Annotated in this window: 13 protein-coding genes, 1 pseudogene and 1 riboswitch; of the genes and pseudogenes, 5 read left to right on the top strand and 9 right to left on the bottom strand. The window is 69.7% G+C overall.

Annotated elements, in window-relative coordinates:
* Positions 1-120: 120 nt before the first annotated feature.
* From AB0B68_RS17705 to AB0B68_RS17680, 6 genes are all read right to left on the bottom strand, one after another.
* Positions 121-1,596 (bottom strand): PepSY domain-containing protein, encoded by a 1,476-nt coding sequence (locus AB0B68_RS17705; RefSeq protein ID WP_357261123.1) that lies wholly within the window; start codon positions 1,594-1,596, stop codon positions 121-123.
* A 136-nt stretch (positions 1,597-1,732) separates the two neighbouring features.
* Positions 1,733-3,856, bottom strand: coding sequence for a cytochrome c oxidase assembly protein (locus AB0B68_RS17700; RefSeq protein ID WP_357261120.1), 2,124 nt, complete (start codon positions 3,854-3,856; stop codon positions 1,733-1,735).
* A gap of 57 nt (positions 3,857-3,913) precedes the next feature.
* Entirely contained in the window at positions 3,914-4,477 is a 564-nt protein-coding gene (locus AB0B68_RS17695) for a copper resistance CopC family protein (protein ID WP_357261117.1), read from the bottom strand.
* On the bottom strand, positions 4,474-5,682 hold the full coding sequence (locus AB0B68_RS17690) for a Dyp-type peroxidase (protein ID WP_357261114.1): 1,209 nt from the start codon (positions 5,680-5,682) through the stop codon (positions 4,474-4,476). The genes AB0B68_RS17695 and AB0B68_RS17690 overlap by 4 nt, the downstream gene beginning before the upstream one ends.
* 23 nt (positions 5,683-5,705) lie before the next feature.
* Complete coding sequence (locus AB0B68_RS17685) at positions 5,706-6,308, bottom strand: copper chaperone PCu(A)C (protein ID WP_357261111.1); 603 nt, start codon at positions 6,306-6,308, stop codon at positions 5,706-5,708.
* Between the two features lie 65 nt (positions 6,309-6,373).
* Positions 6,374-8,485 (bottom strand): copper resistance protein CopC, encoded by a 2,112-nt coding sequence (locus AB0B68_RS17680; RefSeq protein ID WP_357261108.1) that lies wholly within the window; start codon positions 8,483-8,485, stop codon positions 6,374-6,376.
* 121 nt (positions 8,486-8,606) lie between these two features.
* Positions 8,607-8,824, top strand: a riboswitch (cobalamin riboswitch).
* Positions 8,825-8,953: 129 nt separating this feature from the next.
* Between AB0B68_RS17680 and AB0B68_RS17675 the strand changes: the two genes are divergently transcribed.
* From AB0B68_RS17675 to AB0B68_RS17660, 4 genes are all read left to right on the top strand, one after another.
* Entirely contained in the window at positions 8,954-9,466 is a 513-nt protein-coding gene (locus AB0B68_RS17675; RefSeq protein WP_112588799.1) for an acyl-CoA thioesterase, read from the top strand.
* Between the two features lie 108 nt (positions 9,467-9,574).
* Positions 9,575-9,970 carry a hypothetical protein gene (locus AB0B68_RS17670; protein ID WP_357261105.1) on the top strand — a complete coding sequence of 132 codons (396 nt, stop codon included), beginning with the start codon at positions 9,575-9,577 and terminating at the stop codon, positions 9,968-9,970.
* Between the two features lie 225 nt (positions 9,971-10,195).
* Positions 10,196-11,176, top strand: coding sequence for a helix-turn-helix domain-containing protein (locus AB0B68_RS17665; protein WP_357203434.1), 981 nt, complete (start codon positions 10,196-10,198; stop codon positions 11,174-11,176).
* A gap of 268 nt (positions 11,177-11,444) precedes the next feature.
* Positions 11,445-11,771 carry a DUF6355 family natural product biosynthesis protein gene (locus AB0B68_RS17660; protein WP_357203437.1) on the top strand — a complete coding sequence of 109 codons (327 nt, stop codon included), beginning with the start codon at positions 11,445-11,447 and terminating at the stop codon, positions 11,769-11,771.
* Between the two features lie 31 nt (positions 11,772-11,802).
* Here AB0B68_RS17660 and AB0B68_RS17655 read toward each other — a convergent pair.
* From AB0B68_RS17655 to AB0B68_RS17645, 3 genes and pseudogenes are all read right to left on the bottom strand, one after another.
* A pseudogene (locus tag AB0B68_RS17655) lies at positions 11,803-11,886 on the bottom strand (IS5/IS1182 family transposase); the annotation flags it as partial.
* A 105-nt stretch (positions 11,887-11,991) separates the two neighbouring features.
* Positions 11,992-12,363 (bottom strand): hypothetical protein, encoded by a 372-nt coding sequence (locus AB0B68_RS17650; protein WP_357261101.1) that lies wholly within the window; start codon positions 12,361-12,363, stop codon positions 11,992-11,994.
* A gap of 23 nt (positions 12,364-12,386) precedes the next feature.
* On the bottom strand, positions 12,387-12,710 hold the full coding sequence (locus tag AB0B68_RS17645; protein ID WP_357261098.1) for a hypothetical protein: 324 nt from the start codon (positions 12,708-12,710) through the stop codon (positions 12,387-12,389).
* Positions 12,711-13,138: 428 nt separating this feature from the next.
* Between AB0B68_RS17645 and AB0B68_RS17640 the strand changes: the two genes are divergently transcribed.
* Positions 13,139-16,999, top strand: a complete 3,861-nt coding sequence (locus tag AB0B68_RS17640; RefSeq protein ID WP_357261132.1) for a ThuA domain-containing protein — start codon at positions 13,139-13,141, stop codon at positions 16,997-16,999.
* Positions 17,000-17,111: the final 112 nt, after the last annotated feature.

Below are 17,111 nucleotides of genomic sequence, written 5' to 3'. Positions count from 1 at the left end.
CCCGCCCTCGTCGAACTCCTCCTCGTGGTCTTGGGCGCTCCCGCCCCCTCCCCCCACCCTGTTGTTCTACTGGGCCACCGGCCGCCGGTTGCGTCCGAGGACGGACGGCCGGACGGTGAATCAGCTCCCCGCGGGTGCCGGGGAGGTGGGAGCCGCGGCAGGTCGTCGGCGTCGGGACACCGCACCCACCACCACGTCGACGAGGAGGAAGGCGAGCAGGGTGAGCCCGAACAGGGGCAGCGTCCAGCCGATCGCCACCGTCACCGGTACGCCGATCAGCAGCGCCCAGAGCGGCAGGCCGCGTACGCCGCCACGCGCCGGCGGGGTGCCCGCCATCGCACGGCGGTCGGCGCGGGTGGGCCGGCGCTGCCACCACATGCGGTAGCCCCAGAAGATGACGCAGAGCAGGCCGAGGGCGAGCGCGGCGAGCAGGATCTGGTTGACCAGGCCGAAGAGGATCCCCATGTGGGCCTGGATGCCGAGGCCGCTCAGTTTGGCCAGCAGGGGCCAGTCGGCGAAGTCGCTGCGGGCGGTGACCGTGTCGGTGGCCGGGTCGACGGCGATGCGGTCCTTCTTGACCGGCCAGGTGTTGTCGACCTGCGTGACGGTCCAGGCGGAGCCCGGCTCCGGCGCGGGACTGATCTCAACCGGACCGGAGAGGCCCGCGCCGCGAGCGACAGCCAGGACCCGATCGAAGGCCGCCGACTCGACGACCCCGCCCGCCCCGGCGGCACCGTGCTCGTGACCGCCGCCGGTCTCGACAGGGGCGGTGGGGCCGGCGGTGAGACTGGTGGAGATCTCCGGAGTGCGGGCACTGAGCGCGTCGAGACCGGCGGCGAAGTTCGCGCCGGCATATCGGGACCAGGTCAGGCCGGTGACGGAGAGGAAGAGGAGACCGACGGTGAGCCAGATGCCGGTGGTGGCGTGCCACCCTCGGGTGCGGCGGACACCCCTACCCGTGGACAGGTCCGGCACTAACAGGTGCCGGGCGGCGGCTCGGGCGGCGTTACGTCGCCGCCACCAGAGGACGACCCCACCGAGCGCCATCACCCACAGCCAACTCGCGGCCAGCTCGGAGTAGTGCTCGCCCACCGTTCCCAGGTGCAGGTGGCGATGCAGGTCGTCCAGCCAGGTGGTGATCGGCGTGGACCCGAACCAGGTGGTGAGCTGCCCCTGGGACTCGCCGGTGTACGGGTTGATGTAGACGGTGTGCTGGTTCTCGCCGAGCTGGGGCAGGGAGAACACCACAGTGGTGGTCTGGTGGCCGACGCCGGGTTGCACTGTGGTGATGCTGCCGTCCGGGTGCGCGTTGCGCGCGGCCCCGATCTGCTCGGCCAGCGGCAGTTGCCGGTCACCCACCTGGGCGACCTTCAGCTGGTCGCCGTACAGGATCGTGTCGAGTTGCGGGGTGACGGTGTAGGCCAGGCCGGTCAGTGCGGCGACCACCAGGAACGGGGCGACGAGGATGCCGGCGTAGAAATGCAGCCGCAGCAGCAGCGCGCCGAACGGCGACGTGCGCCGGGCGGCTCGGGCCGGTTTCTCGGCGGTCGTGGCGGGCTCCGGCGGCGGGGTGCCGGACAATTCAGTCAGAGACATGGTGATCCGATCGGAAGAGTCGGGAAGCGCGAAGGTGTTTCCCGTACTGGTCTGGTCGCCCGGTGAGGTGTCGCATCGGCCCTGACTGGTAGTCGGGGGGAAGACGCCGGCGGTTCCCGAAGATCGGTCCTCGATGTCAGGGCTGGGCCGGCCGGGCCGTGTGGCGCGAATCGATGTCAGGACGTCCGGCCGCGGCGAGAAACGCGTTGTAGCGGGCGAGGTCGTCCTCCGCGCCCGTGGCGTCGGCCCGGTCGGCGGCCCGGTCGAGGCGGCCCTGTTCACGCTGGTCGGCGCGAATCCACTGGCGAATGAGGACGATCATGACGACGACGGCGGGCAGCTCGCCGAACGCCCAGGCGATGCCGGCGCCGAGCTGCTGATCGGAGAGCAGCGACGACGCCCAGGTGGGGTGCACAGCGAGGTAACAGTCGGGGGCGATGACGGTGGTCGTCTGCATGAGGACCAGGCCGAAGAAGCCGTGCGCCATCATCGACGCCAGGTGGATGACCACCAGCACGGGATGGGGGAGGCGTCGACGGCCCGGGTCGACCCCGATGAGCACCCAGAACAACAGGTAGCCCGCGACCACGAAGTGGGTGAGCATCGCGAGGTGACCGAGGTGGGAGCGCATCAGCACGCCGAGCAGGTCGCTGAAGTACAGGCCGAACAGGCTGGCGGTGTAGACGCCCAGCGCGACGAGCGGATGGGTGAGCAGCCTCGTGGGCCGGCTGTGCACCGCGATCAGCAACCACTCCCGGGCACCGCGTACCCCCGGGTCGGCCGGTCGACGCAGGGTGCGGAGGGCGAGGGTGACCGGTGCGCCGCCGACCAGCAGGATCGGCACCAGCATCGACAACACCATGTGCTGGGCCATGTGCGCGCTGAGGAGCACGTACGCGTAGCGGGCGACACCGAGGTTGGTGGCCGCCGCCAACAGGAGCAAACCACCCAGCCAACTCGCCGTCCGGGCGACCGGCCAGTGGTGCCCGGCGATGTGCATCCGGCGTACTCCGGCCAGGTACCCGGCGATGCCGAGAGCGCAGAGGGTCAGGAAGAACATGTCCGGCAGCGGCTGCCCGAGCAGGTTTCCCGCAGTGGGTGCGGCGGGCATCGGGAAGCCGAGCAGCTCGGTGATCGGGTCGGCGTCGGTGCCCGCCTCGGCGACCGGGGTGGGGCTGCGGGAGAGCGCCACCGCCAGCCCCACGGTGGCGGCGAACACGATCAGCTCACCGGCGGCCAGCCGGCCGAACGCCCATCGCCGTCCGGCACGCAACGCCGGCAGGGTGCGGGAGCGGTGTATCGCGCCGAGCGCGCCGAGGATCAGCAGGGCGACGAGCTTGCCGAGCACCAACCAGCCGTAGCGGGAGTGCCAGAGCTGGTCGACCGAGCCGAGGCGAACCGCGGCGTTGGCCGCCCCGCTGACCGACACGGCGACGAAGCAGCCCAGGGCGAGGCGACTGTACCGAGCGGCGGCGTCGGCCAGCAGCCGACTGCGCCGTACCACCAGCAGGGCGATGAGGGCGCCGACCCACACCGCGGCGGCGAGGATGTGCAGGGCCAGGCTGCTGACGGAGATCTGGTGGTTGCCGGCCCCGGCGGAGTGCCCGGTGAAGGCCGGGGGAAGCACCGCCACCAGGGCCAGGACCGCGACGGTCGCGGCGAGGCCACGGGATACCCCGATTCGGGCCAGCAGTGCCACTGCCAGGGCCAGTCCGGCCTGCAGCATGAGCGATTGGCCCTGCGAGATGGTGGTGGCGAAACTGACGACGGTAGCGGGCCCGAGCGTCGTCAGTGGTTGGCCGAGCAGGTCCGAGGCGGTCAGCGCCAGCAGAGACAGCGCCGTCACCGACCAACCGAGCGAGGCGACACCGGCCCGCCGCAGCAGCAGGTAGCCGTGCGGCGAGACGCTGGGTCCGTCGCCCGGCAGCAGGAACGCAGAGGTCACCAGCATGCCGACGGTGACGGTGGCCAGACCGTCGGACAGCAGCCGGAGAACGGGTAGCGCCCGGGTGGTGATCGGCCCCGCGTCGGGGAGACCCGGAATCGCGGCCGTGAACGCACCCCCGACCCGGAGTCCGAGCACCAACAGGATGGCCCCCGAGGCGACGGCGACGACGTTTACCAACCAGCCGGACCCCGTGGAACCCTTGGCTCGGGCGGCGGACGGGGCTGGACCGGTCGGGGTCAGCGAGGCGGTGGCGGCGGTGCGGACACCGCTCGGATCGTCGCCGACGAACTGCCGTGGTTCTGTGTGGGACATGTGTCGACCTTGCTGATGAGGTGATGAGGCGAGCCGACCGCACGGGGGCGGGTCGGATCAGCGTCGGGCTGCCCGTCGCCACAGCAGCCCAGCCGCCACCAGGACGAGGAGGGCCAGCGCGGCAGCCGTGGTGAGGACACCGGCACTCGGGCCGCCGCTGGACGCTGCCGCGGCGGCGGGCGGGGCGGGCGCTGACGCGCTGACGGCGACAACTGGCGCGGCGCTGGACGAGGGATCGGCCACCGTGAACGGGTACGACCCCTGAACCGGGTGCCCGTCGACGGAGACGACCCGGTAGGCGACCGTGTATGTCCCGTTCGGCAGGGGGTCGGTCACCTGGATCGTGCTCTTCGCACCGGTGACCACTGGTTCGCCGGTGGGAAGCTTCCGCTTGGCGGCGTCGGTGAGCACGATCGTGGTGAACGCGGGGTCGAGTCGCTGCATGAATTCGAGCGTGACCTCGGTCGGTGCGCTCGGCAGTGTCGCGTCCCGAGCGGGCGTGGCCGTTCGGAGCGAGTTGTGCGCCCAGGCCGGGCTGGCCGGGATGAGCACCGCCATGAGGACGGCGAGCACCGCCGCGCCGAGTCGGACGGCCGCGGGACGGGACGGCGGCACGCTCATCCGAGCACCTGCTCGCCGATCCAACCGCCGGGACGACATCCGGGCGGGATGGCGAAGACAGCGGAGCCGATCGGCGTGGTCCACTCGTTGAGCAGGTCCCGGTCGGCCAGCCGGCGCTGGATGGGCAGGAACTGCCTTTCGATGTCGGCCTGGTACGAGGCGAAGATCAAGCCGCTGTCCGCGTGGCCCTCCGCCGTCGGCGCCCCGTCGTAGTTGTAGGGCCGGCGCAGAATCCTCAACCGGTCGTCGGTGACGCGGGCGCGGGTCATGTGCGAGAAGTCGGGGATGACGGTGAGGCCGTCGGCGTCGGTGGCGGCGAAGTCGGGTTCGTCGTGTTCGGCGGTCCCGGTGAGCGGTGCGCCGGTGTCGAGCCGCCGCCCGACGGCGAGTTCGCGGTCGGTCCGGCCGAGCAGGTCCCAGGTCTCCATGTTCATGCTGATCCGCCGGAGCACCAGTGTGGTGCTGTCGCGCAGCCACGCCGGACCCTCCGCGACCCAGAGCGCGGTGTCCATGGGCGCGCCGGGTCTGGGGTTGGCGGTGCCGTCGAGCTGACCGAACAGGTTGCGTTGGGTGTGGCCGCCCGGCTCGACACCGGGGCTGCGCCGGAAGCCCTGCTGGACCCACCGCACTGTCGCGAACGGGCGGCTGTCCTTGACCAGGACCCGCTGGGCGTGGGCGACGGAGATCGCGTCGTCCGCGCAGATCTGCAGCAGCAGGTCACCGCCGGACCAGGCCGGCTGGAGTCGGTCGATGCGGAACGACGGCAGTTCGGTGACCGATGCCGGCCGGCGGTCGTCGACGCCGGCCGCCCGGTAGAGGCCCGGCCCGAAGCCGAAGGTCACTGTCAACCGTGCCGGCAGCAGCCCGAGTTCGGCCTCGGTGTCGGCCAACGCGGGTCGGCCCTGGGTGAGCCGGGCAGCGTCGTCGGTGAGCAACCGCAACATCCGGCCCAGCGCGGCCCGGTCGGTCCCGGCCCGCACTGTGAGCGCCACGAACGACGCGTGCGCCTGCGGTTCGGTGGACACCCCTGCCTGCCGGGCGCCATGGAACGGCTCGACCAGGCCACCGACGCTCGCCACCGGCGTGGTGTCGACGGCGGCCGGTGGTTGCCCGCTGCCGGTTCGGGTCGTGGCGATGGCGGCACCGCCGGCCAGGGCCCCTCCGGCAGCCAGGGCACCGCCGGTGAGCAGGCCGCGCCTGCTCACCGGCCGGACGGGTGGCGTCTGCGTCACGATGACGGGCTCATGCTCATCTCCGGCGTGGCGCTCACGCCGGGCATGGGCTGACCGTGCCCGGGGGCGTAGCTCTCCTGCGCGCCGGTGAACGGCTTGGCCACGGCGCTGAACTGCTGGGTTTTGCCGTCGGCGAAGGTCAGCGTGAAGGTCAACTCATCGCCGGCCTGGACGGGCTTGGTGAGGTTCATCAGCATGAGGTGGTCGCCGCCCGGCTCCAGCGCGTGCGTGCTCCTGGCCTTGATCACGATGCCACCCTGCTTGGCCTGCATGACCATCTTGCCGTCCTTCATGGTCATCTCGTGCAGCTCCATCGGTGACAGGGGGTTCGTGGCGCCCGTCACCGTGACATCGCTGTCGCCGTCGTTGACCAGGGTCCCGAAGGCCGCCGTCATGCCCTTGTCGGCCGCCTTCACCCACGGGTCACGAATGCCGAGCACACCAGCGTCCGGGTTGGCCGGGGCCGACGCCGACGGGCTCGCCTGCGCGGTCGACGGAGAGTCGGACGACCCGCACCCGGCGGCGCCCACCGTCAGGATCGCGGCGGCGAGGATCGCTGCCGAGCGGCGGCGTGAAACGTTCGGGCTGGTGGCGAGCATGTGTTCTTCCTCCGATGGTTGCTGCTGGGAGGTTGGTCGGCCGCAGCAGGGAGAAAGTTCCGGGCTCAGGGAACGTTGATCGTGAACTCCCCGGTGTGCACCTTGCCGGCGACCTGAAAGTCGAAGAAGGCCCGGTACCGGCCTGAACTCGGCGCGGTCAGCCAGAACTTCACAGTCCCGTCGACCAGCTCCGGCTCGGGGTGCACGTGCACGTAGCCGAGGTCACCCTCACGAACCACCACCAGGTGCCCGTACGCGGCAAGGTATCGCTCCAGCTGCGCGGGCGTGGCCGTGTCGGCGCTGGCGACCTGGAAGTGGATCGGCGCCGTCACCCCCACCGTCGCGGTGCCGGTCATCGACACCGTGTACGGACCAGCCGTCGCCTGCGCCTGTGCCGGCGGCAGCGCAGTCGGGGTGTGCGTGCCGGGCACTGTGTGGTCGACGCCCAGCACGAGCGGCAGCGGCGTGCCGTTGGCAGCGGTGACGGAGAAGTCGGCGTAGACGCGGTAACCGCCGGGGCGGGCCAGCGTCATGGGGACGCTCCAGGTGCCGTCGGGTGCCATCGTCGGGTGCAGGTGCTGGTAACCGCTCAGGTCACGGCCCACGACGATCATGTGCAACGGCTTGTCGTGGACGACCGCGAAGCGGGTCGCCGGCTGTCGGTCGGTGCCGACGATGCGGAAGCGGTAGTCGGCGCGTACCCCGGCGGGTTGGGTTCGTTCCAGCGGTTGCAGCGTGTACCCGCCGGCGCTGACGGTCGTCCCGGTGGCAAGCGTCTCGCCCGTTACGCCGTCGCCCCGGTGCGTGTGCGGTCCGGTGCCCGCCGGGTGTTGGTGTCCGTCGGCCGCGGACCCTGCCGGGCCGGAGTCGGGCGGACCGCCCGCCGGTTGCCGGGCGGTGTTGGCGGCCGGGCCCTCGTTGCCGCTGATGCGCGCCAACCCGAACCCGCCGAGCAGGGCCAGCACCAGGGTACCGACGAACAGTGCCAGGCTGGTGTTGCTCAGCCGGGACCCGGGCGTCGCCGTGGCGAGATCCGGGTCAGGCGATGCCCCGGAGTCGACGGGCGGTCGTCTGTCCGTCGTGGCGAGGGCTTTCGCGTCCTCACCGGTCGGAGGTGGATCGACAGCGACGCCGGTCCGGGCCACGACGACGGCGGTGTCCTTACGCGCGGCCGGCACGGCGTTGGGTCGCCGCTTACCGTCCGAGGTCTGCGTACCGCTGCCGGTCGCCGCGACGCTCCTGTCTGCGACGGTCCTGCCACCGACCTCTCTGCCGCCGCCGGTCCTGGCAACGGCGGGCTTGCTACCAGCGCCCTTGGCGCCGGTGGCCTTGGCGTTGGCGATCCTGGTGCCGGCGGTCCTGGTCGCGGGACGGGTGCCGGCGCCGCGTCGAGCGGATGTCGCCGACGCGGTACGGCCCCGGCCGGCGGGCCTGCCGGTGGGGGTCGTCCGCCGACGCCAGACGACGAATCCGGCCGCCGCCGCCACGGCGACCACCGCCAGGCCGACCCACGCGACCGCTCCGGGGCCGCTCTCGTCAGTCGATCCGTTCGGCGCAGCCGCTGCCGCGGACGGTGGAACCGCCGTCTCGGCAGCGACTGTCGGCACCGCCGACGCCTGCCCGGACGACCCGTGTTGCTCGGCCGTGGCCAACAGCGCCGGATCCGGCTGGGTCGACGGCGGGCTCCACCCCTGGGGCGCCGCCGTCACCGGCCCGTCGTAGCGGAAGGTCAAGGTGCCGCGTACGGGGTCGCCGTCCGAGGCGACCGACAGGTAGCTCACCGAGTACTGGCCCTTGGCCGGCAGGTGCGCGACCGCCACCGTCGCGGGGAACCCGGTCGTGTACTCGCGTGGCTCGAACTGGCCGTTGACCAGGAAGTACTCGCGCACCGGCTTGTCCAAGGGCTTGGGCTCCCCGTACGACCAGCCATTGTCGACCCGGATGCCACCCGGCGCGGTGATAGTGAAGAACGCGTTGGCAGCGGCCTTCTCGGTGAAGAACAGCTGCACCGACGTCAACGGCTCGCGCACGGTTGCGCCGCTCGCCGGTGTGGACATCGCGAGGGTCCCGTGAGCTGCGGCGGGCTGGGCGGACGCGAGGAGAGCGACCGCCGAGGCGAGGAGGAGCGCGAGGAGGCCCGAGACCACCCGCCCAGGAATCTGAGGGTGACGACGCATCTGAATATCCTCACTGGGCGGAGACTTTTTACAAGAGGTGACGAACTTTTTCCTCACATGGCTAAAGCCGAACACCTCCCGGGTGGTCGGCCGGGCTGAGGGGCCGTCGCTCCTGGCCAGCTATGCTCCCGGTGGCGCTGGTTCGCCCGGTCGTGAGCTGGCCGGGCGTCGTAAGAGGGAACCCGGTGGGAATCCGGGGCTGCCCCGCAGCGGTGAGTGGGAACGACCGCCGTCATCAGCACTGGGCCAGTGGCCTGGGAAGCGACGGCCAGTAGGGGACCGGCGTGGAGCCGGTCGGGCCCGCGAGTCCGAAGACCTGCCCGCGCCGCGTACACGACCGTGTGCGCTGCCGTCGGCCTCGCGGGTGGGCTGAGCGGGTGACGTGCCGGGGCGGTGTGCGCCGGTGTGTCCTCGTCAGCGTGTGCCCGTGTTCCGGCGGTGTGGTTTCCCGAGGGACGGACTACCGCTGTGCACGACACCACCACGATCGCCGGCCGAGCGCCGTCGGCGTCGCACCTGACCCTGTCGCAGATCATGGACCAGCACCACACCAACCTGATGGGTACGGTCCACGGCGGCCGGATCCTCAACCTCATCGACTCGGTGGCCGGGGTGGTCGCCGCCCGCCACTCCGACGGGCCGGCGGTCACCGCCGCGATCGACGAGACCGCGTTCCTGCGCGCGGTGCGGGTCGGCGACGTCGTGCACGTCGACGCCCGGATCACCTGGGCCGGCCGCAGCTCGATGGAGGTGGCCGTCAAGGTGACCGCCGACCGGTGGGACCGGGCGGTGCCGCCCACCGACGTGGCCACCGCTCACCTGGTCATGGTCGCGATCGACGACGACGGCCAGCCTCGAACGGTGCCGCCGCTGCTACCGGAGACCGACGGTGACCGGCGGCGGTACCGCGAGGCGGAGATCCGCCGCAAGCACCGGCTGGCGCTGCGGCGCGCGCTGCTCGACGGTGCCGAAGACGACTGACCCGTGCGCGGTGCGCCCGTCGCGGCGCCGGCGCGGTCCGAGGAACCCGCCCCGCCGTCGATCTGCTCGGATAGCGTCCACGTGAAGTCTCGATCACGGAGAGTGGGAATGCTTAGCCTGGACCTTGCCGGCGTCGTGGCGGCTGTCGGCGCGGAGGTGACCGACTTCGAGCCGGGGGACGAGGTGTACGGGCTGTGCGGGGGCGTCGGCAACCTGCAGGGCTCGCTGGCCGAGTACGCCGCCGTGGACGCCCGACTGCTGGCCCGCAAGCCGAACGCACTCTCGATGCGGGAGGCCGCCGTGTTGCCCTTGGCGGCGGTCACCTCTTGGGAGGGGCTGGTCGACCGGGCCGGAGTCCGCGCCGGGCAGAAGGTCCTGGTGCACGGCGGTGCCGGCGCTGTGGGATACGTGGGCGTGCAGCTTGCCCAGGCGCGCGGCGCCGAGGCATACGCCACGGGCGGGCCGACGAGCATGCGGGTGATCGAGAGCCTGGGCGCCGGGTAAGACAGCACAGCGAGGCTCCCGGTTGGGGCATCGGATCTTGGTCGACTGCTGTCTTGCCGGGAGCCACGTCCTATGTCGACACACGCTGCCTGCCACCCATCGCGACCAGGCCCATCACGATGAAAAGCCCTCAATGCCTGACCGGCACCATAACCTCGCAACGCCGTTATATCGACGCCAAGCTATCGTGATCTGACCCCGGCAGCGACAGCGCGAAGGTGAGTCATGGACGTAGTCAGCACCACCGAGGTCCCGGTTGAAGACGGGTTCGCCTTCTGGCGCGAGGTAAACTCGAAGCTCTGGGTGCCCTACGATTTACGCTGTGATTCGCAGTGGGAGCCCGGATTTCGGGCTCAGGTCGGAATCAGCGAGTTCGGTCCCGTGCAGGCGACATTAATGACCACGATGCCGCACTCGGTCCACCGCACTCCCAAGCTCATTCGGCAGGCCGATCCCGAGGTGTTCAAGCTGGGTTGCCTTGTGCGCGGTGGCGGCATGATCACGCAAGACGGCCAGCGCACAGATTTCGGCGTGGGGGACCTGATACTGTATGACACTTCCCGGCCCTACCTGGCCGAATTCACCCCGGATGTGCCAGTTAGTCAGCTGCTGCTCCTGCGCTTCCCGCGCTTGTTGCTGCCGTTGCCCCCTTGGGAGTTGCGGCGCCTGAGCGCAGTTCGCATCCCTGGCGCCCAAGGCGTCGGCGCGTTATCTTCACAATTCCTGCTGCACCTTGCCCGGCACATGGACGAACTCAGTCCGTTGGACGCCGCCCGGCTGTCCACCCTCACCATTGACGTGTTGACAGCGGCACTGGCCAACGCGCTGGACGTCCAAAGCGCGGTGCCCTCCCACACCCGACGGCGAGCGTTGATGGCTCAGATCCACGCCTTCGTCCGAGCGAATCTGGGCGATCCACGCCTGACGCCGGACGCGATTGCCGCAGCGCATCACATCTCGTTGCGATACCTGCACAAGCTGTTCCACGAGGAAGGGCACACGGTCGCCGGCTGGGTCCGCGAGCGTCGCCTGGAGCAGTGCCGACGCGACCTCGCCAACCCCCAACTAGGCGCGCGCCCGATCCACGCGATCGCCGCCCAGTGGGGGTTCACCAGCCCGGCGCACTTCAGCCAGGCGTTCCGCAGCGCCTACGGTCTTTCGCCACGCCAGTTCCGCGAGCAGTGCGCAAGAGTACGCGCAGACTAAAGACTTGTGCGCTTACCAGTAACGACAGACCCGGCTGTGGACTGCACTCTTAGCTCAGGAAGTCGCTCAGTCAGGGTTGATCTGATTCCGGCTTACGGAAGAAGGTTCACCTGAGCGTGTTACATCGATGCGTGTTTTCGCGATGGAAGGAGCGCGAGGAAGTACGTCGATCACTTCATGCAGCCAGCAGCATCATCTAAGCCGCAGCGGCGGCTGACAGGAGACCATTGTGAAGATGTGGTACAGAACGGCGTTTCGGATCTCGGCAGTGACCGCGATCCTCGGCGCACTCACCCTGTCCGGGACCGTGGCACAGGCAAGTCCGGGCGCCGGCTCCCGCCTGTCCCAACCCGAAACCACCGCGGTTTCGGAGCAGGCCAAGCCCGGCAGCGAGGACTTCGCCGCGCAGGTTTGCGGCTACTACGAAGACGCGGTGACGGCCTGGTACAACCACTGCGGGAACACCCATGTGATCATCTACGTCGACGCGACGTGGCCCCGCAACGACTGGAGCTGGTGCATCGGCCCGGGAACGTGGGACATCGGCGGCGCCAACGCCGTATCCAACGCCTGGTACTCGGGTCAGACTTGTTGAACCGCCAGCCAAGCGCTGCGCGATTCTCCACCTGCGTTCGGTGGTTGCGGATCAGGTCAGCGAGGCACATGAGGGTGCGGTCGGACAGGGGAATCGCGGCAGGGTAGGACAACAGCGAGGCTTCCGGTTGGAGCATCGGATCTTGGGTCGACTGCTGTCTTGCCGGGAGCCTCGCCCTACGTCGATCCCTGCCCCCACCCCACCGCCGTGACCAGCCCTGTCACGATGAAAAGGGCTCATTCAAGATCGCGCTCTCCCTCAGCATGCCGCCCAAGGACGTGCTGCCGCAGCCGTGGAAGCCCACCAGGACGCCCTCACCCTGGCAAGCCGGATCAGTCATCCATACGAACAGGGGCGGGCCCTGGCTGGGATTGCGCACCAGATCGAACCCGAGGACCCAGTCGAAGCGCACCGATATTGGATGCGCGCACTGGCCATCTTCCGCAAGATGGCGGTACCTGAACGCTTCGAGGTGGAGCAGCACCTCAAGAATTCCGCTACCACGCCGGTCGGGATCGCGGCGGGTCCTGGTCCAGATCGTGGTTGCGTCGAATGCGCATAGCCGCAGCAAGGCGTCGATGGTTGTTCGCACGTCGGCGTCGCCGATGTTGCCCCCTACTCCGGCGAGAGCGACCAGATCAGCAGGGGGGCTCTGCGGTACGCGGCGAAGTCGCCGGCATCGGCTTGGGTGGCGGTGATCCCGTTGAGCCCAGCGGCGGTGATACCCATCCGGCCGGCGGCCACGTTGCGAGGGTGGTACTCGATGAGCTCCGCGCATACCCGGGTGGCGTCCGAGCGCGGCGCAAGGGCGCCGATGAGGTCATGCCCTTGTCCCGCGCACACGCTGACGATCCGGAGCGAGAAGTCCGGCCGTTGGCCAAGCCAGTCGTTGATGAGTGATGGCTGGAGCATCGGCAGGCCCCCCGGCCAGGACGTCATCGGAGCGTCCCGTCGATCACCGCCGCGTACTCACCGACCGGGGCGGACTTCGGTAGTCGGATTTCACGACGGTCGATGGAGCCATTGTTGGACGATGATGAATCTGTTAACTTTTGCAAACCTTCATGAGAGAGCGCTCTCCCGAGATGGAGGTCGAAGAAGATGGCGGCGCTGCACCCCTGACCAGCCACCGTCAACAGCCGCTCACGTCCACCCGACCCCACCCCCATCCCCATCACGGCGCCGCGCGACCTTCACCGAGGCGTGACGTGCCGACGACCCTTCACCGCCGGGACAGACGCGACACCCCTGTGCGCGTCCCGGCACCAACCCGCGGGGCCGCCCACCGCGGCCACGTTCGAGACGTGATCGGCGCACGTTTCGGCTACTTCCTCACGAGAGGTAACCAACCGATCATGATTCGCAGAATGCTGCTCATCGTCGCTCTTGTGCTGGCCGGGATGGGCGTCAACGTCGCCCCGGCATTCGCGGCCGACTTCTCGGTGCTGGTCTTCAGCAAGACTGCGGGGTTCCGGCATGACGCGATCCCCGCTGGGATCGCTGCGATCCAGCAACTGGGCACGCAGGGCAACTTCACGGTCGAGGCGACCGAGGACGCCGCCCAGTTCACCGACACGAACCTGGCCAGGTTCAGAGCGGTCATTTGGCTGTCCACGACCGCCGACGTGCTCAACCCGACCCAGCAGGCCGCGTTCGAGCGCTACATCCGCGCCGGCGGCGGCTATGTCGGAGTGCACGCCGCCTCCGACACCGAATACGACTGGCCCTGGTACGGCAACCTCGTCGGCGCCTACTTCTCCAGCCACCCCGCGATCCAGCCGGCGACCGTCCGCATCGAGGACACCGCCCACCCTTCAAACGCGGGCATCCCGGTGAACTGGAACCGCACCGACGAGTGGTACAACTACCGCACCAACCCCCGCTCGCAGGTGCACGTCCTCGCGAATCTCAACGAGGCCACGTACACCGGCGGCACCATGAACGGCGACCACCCGATCTCGTGGTGCCGACCCTACGACGGCGGCCGCTCCTGGTACACCGGCCTCGGCCATACCCAGGAGAGCTACACCGAGGCCAACTTCCGCACCCACCTGCTCGGCGGAATCAGGTACGCCGCGCAGAACGTCGGCAACTGCTCGGTACAGGCCCCCGTCGGCACGTTCAACCAGGTGAACCTGGCCAAGGGCGTGGCGGAGACCGGTGAACCAATGGGCCTCACCGTGTTGCCCAACCGGGGTGTGCTGCACACCTCGCGGAACGGCGTCATCCGTTACACCGACGTCAACGGCAACACCAAGGGCGCCCTGACGCTGCCGGTCTACAGCCACGACGAGGAGGGTCTGCAGAGCATCAAGGCCGACCCGAACTTCGCCAGCAACCGCTGGGTGTACGTCTACTACGCGCCGCCGCTCAGCACGCCGGGCGGTGACGCTCCGTCCACCGGCACGGCGGCGCAGTTCGCCCCGTTCAACGGCTCCAACAAGCTGGCCCGGTTCACCGTGCGGGACGACAACACGATCGACCCGGCCTCGCTGGTGACGATCCTCGACGTGCCGACCAGCCGCGGGCTGTGCTGCCACGTCGGCGGTGACATCGACTTCGACGCCGCCGGCAACCTGTACCTGTCCACCGGTGACGACACCAACCCGTTCGACTCGGCCGGGTCCGCACCGATCGACGAGCGGGCCGACCGCAACCCCGCCTACGACGCGCAGCGCACCTCGGCCAACAGCAACGACCTGCGCGGCAAGGTGCTGCGGATCAAGCCGGGTGCGACGGGCGGCTACACCATCCCGGCCGGCAACATGTTCGCCCCGGGCACGGCGAACACCAGGCCCGAGGTGTACGCCATGGGCTTCCGCAACCCGTTCCGGATGAGCGTGGACAAGGCGACCGGGGTCGTCTACCTCGGTGACTACGGCCCCGACGCCGGCTCTGCCGACCCGCAGCGCGGGCCGGCGGGCACCGTCTCGTTCGAGCGGATCACCCAGCCGGGCTTCTACGGCTGGCCGTACTGCTCCAACTACAACACCCCCTACCAGGAGTTCACGTTCCCCAGCGGGCCGTCGTCCGGTCCGTACAACTGCGCCGGTGGGCCGACGAACAACTCCCGGAACAACACCGGCATCACCACGCTGCCGCCGTCGCAGGCGGCCTGGCTGCCTTACGGTGGGCAGGGGCCCTGGCGGCCCGAGTTGGGTGGGGGCGGGCCCATGGGCGGTCCGGTCTACAACTTCAACCCGGCGCTGGCCTCCGACGTGAAGTTCCCGGCGTCGTACAACGGGAAGGTCTTCCTCGGAGAGTTCACCAGTCGCTGGATCAAGGCGGTCACCTTGAACGCCAACGGCACGGCCGGCGCGATCGAGCCGATCCCGTGGTCCGGAACCGCGATCATGGACTTGGAGTTCGGGCCTGACGGCGCCCTCTACGTGCTCGACTACGGCACCACCTGGTTCGGCGGCGACGCCAACTCGGCCCTCTACCGGATCGAGTACAACACCGGCGGCAACCGGGCACCGATCGCGCAGATCAGCGCCACCCCGTCCTCCGGCGCGGCGCCGCTGGCCGTGCAGTTCAGCTCGGCGGGCAGCAACGATCCGGACGGCGACCCGATCACGTACGCCTGGGACTTCACCAGTAACGGCAGCACCGACTCCACGGCGGCCAACCCGACGTTCACCTACCCGGCTAACGGCGAGTACACCGCGACGCTGACGGTACGGGACCCCGGCGGCAGAACCTCGACGGCCAGTACCGTCATCGGGGTCGGCCGACCATCCATCGAATTGATCACACCGGCCGACGGATCGGTGTTCCAGTTCGGCGACCTGGTGCCCTACGAGGTGAGGGTCACGGATCCGAACGCCGGCACCATCGACTGCAACAGGGTCCAGCTCAACTACATCCTCGGCCACGACAGTCATGGTCACCCGATCACCAGCAAGAACGGCTGCACCGGGTCGATCCAGACCACGGTGGACGGTGAGCACGACGCGTCCGCGAACATCTTCGGGGTGCTCGCCGCGGTGTACACCCCGGTCAACGGGGTCGCGGTCCAGGACCAGCACGTGCTGCAACCGCGGACCCGGCAGGCCGAGCACTTCGGCACCATGAACGGCGTCCAGCTCGCCGCCAAGCCCAGCGCCCACGGCGGCAACGCCATCGGGTACATCGAGAACGGCGACTGGATTTCCTTCACGCCGTACAACCTGGCCGGCGTCACCGGTATCAAGGCGCGGGTCGCCTCGGCCGGCGTCGGTGGCACGCTGACCGTGCGGGTCGACTCACCGACCGGCCCGGTGGCCGGCACGGTGCAGGTCGCCCCGACCGGTGGCTGGGAGACGTGGGCCGACGTCACCGGGACGATCAGCCCACCGGCCGGAACGCACCAGCTGTACCTGGTGTTCACCGGCGGCGCGGGATCGCTGTTCGACATCGACGATTTCACGTTCACCTCCGGCACCACGCAACCGCCGTCGGGGAACCTGGCGTTGAACAAGCCGGTGACGGCGTCGAGCACGGAGTCCGGCACCTTCCCGGCCTCGGCTGCGGTCGACGGTTCGCTGACCACCAGGTGGGCGAGCACCTTCAGCGATCCGCAGTGGATCCAGGTGGACCTCGGCCAGTCGACCTCCATCGACCGGGTCAAGCTGACCTGGGAAGCGGCATACGGCTCGGGGTACCAGATCCAGACGTCGGCCAACGGAACGACATGGACCACGGTCCGGACAGTCACCGGTGGCGACGGTGGGGTGGACGACAACACCGCGCTGGCCGCCACGGGTCGTTACGTGCGGATCAACGGTACGGCCCGCGGCACGGCCTGGGGATACTCCCTGTTCGAATTCGAGGTCTACGGGGGCGGCGTCGTACAGCCGCCCTCGGGCAACCTGGCGTTGAACAAGCCGGCGACCGCGTCGAGCACCGAGGCGGTCGCCTACCCGGCCTCCGCCGCGGTCGACGGTTCGCTGACCAGCAGGTGGGCGAGTGCCTTCGCCGACCCGCAGTGGATCCAGGTGGATCTCGGTCAGTCGTACCCCATCAATCGGGTCAAGTTGACCTGGGAGGGGGCGTACGGCTCGGGTTACCAGATCCAGACGTCGGCCAACGGGACAACCTGGACCACAGCCCGGACGATCGCCGGTGGCGACGGTGGGGTGGACGACAACACCGCGCTGGCCGCCACCGGCCGATTTGTGCGGATCAACGGCACGACCCGCGCCACAGCCTGGGGCTACTCGCTGTTCGAGTTCGAGGTCTACAGCTGATCGGGTAGACCGCGCACGATGGGGCGCAGGGACCTTCGAAGGTCCCTGCGCCCCTGGTCTGTCCCGGCCGTCGCCAGATGACGGGCTGCGGTGGGCGGTGCCGCTTCCATCG

It is taken from the genome of Micromonospora sp. NPDC049049, from assembly GCF_040649115.1.
Classification (GTDB): domain Bacteria; phylum Actinomycetota; class Actinomycetes; order Mycobacteriales; family Micromonosporaceae; genus Micromonospora.
The sequence above is the reverse complement of the archived record's forward strand: the minus strand, read 5'-3'. Positions and strand labels throughout refer to the sequence as shown.

What these genes read in the sequence shown, in the direction of transcription:
- AB0B68_RS17705 (WP_357261123.1), bottom strand. Translation starts at nt 1,596, where the DNA reads ATGTCTCTGACTGAATTGTCCGGCACCCCGCCGCCGGAGCCCGCCACG.
- AB0B68_RS17700 (WP_357261120.1), bottom strand. Translation starts at nt 3,856, where the DNA reads ATGTCCCACACAGAACCACGGCAGTTCGTCGGCGACGATCCGAGCGGT.
- AB0B68_RS17695 (WP_357261117.1), bottom strand. Translation starts at nt 4,477, where the DNA reads ATGAGCGTGCCGCCGTCCCGTCCCGCGGCCGTCCGACTCGGCGCGGCG.
- AB0B68_RS17685 (WP_357261111.1), bottom strand. Translation starts at nt 6,308, where the DNA reads ATGCTCGCCACCAGCCCGAACGTTTCACGCCGCCGCTCGGCAGCGATC.
- AB0B68_RS17680 (WP_357261108.1), bottom strand. Translation starts at nt 8,485, where the DNA reads ATGCGTCGTCACCCTCAGATTCCTGGGCGGGTGGTCTCGGGCCTCCTC.
- AB0B68_RS17670 (WP_357261105.1), top strand. Translation starts at nt 9,575, where the DNA reads ATGCTTAGCCTGGACCTTGCCGGCGTCGTGGCGGCTGTCGGCGCGGAG.
- AB0B68_RS17665 (WP_357203434.1), top strand. Translation starts at nt 10,196, where the DNA reads ATGGACGTAGTCAGCACCACCGAGGTCCCGGTTGAAGACGGGTTCGCC.
- AB0B68_RS17645 (WP_357261098.1), bottom strand. Translation starts at nt 12,710, where the DNA reads ATGACGTCCTGGCCGGGGGGCCTGCCGATGCTCCAGCCATCACTCATC.
- AB0B68_RS17640 (WP_357261132.1), top strand. Translation starts at nt 13,139, where the DNA reads ATGCTGCTCATCGTCGCTCTTGTGCTGGCCGGGATGGGCGTCAACGTC.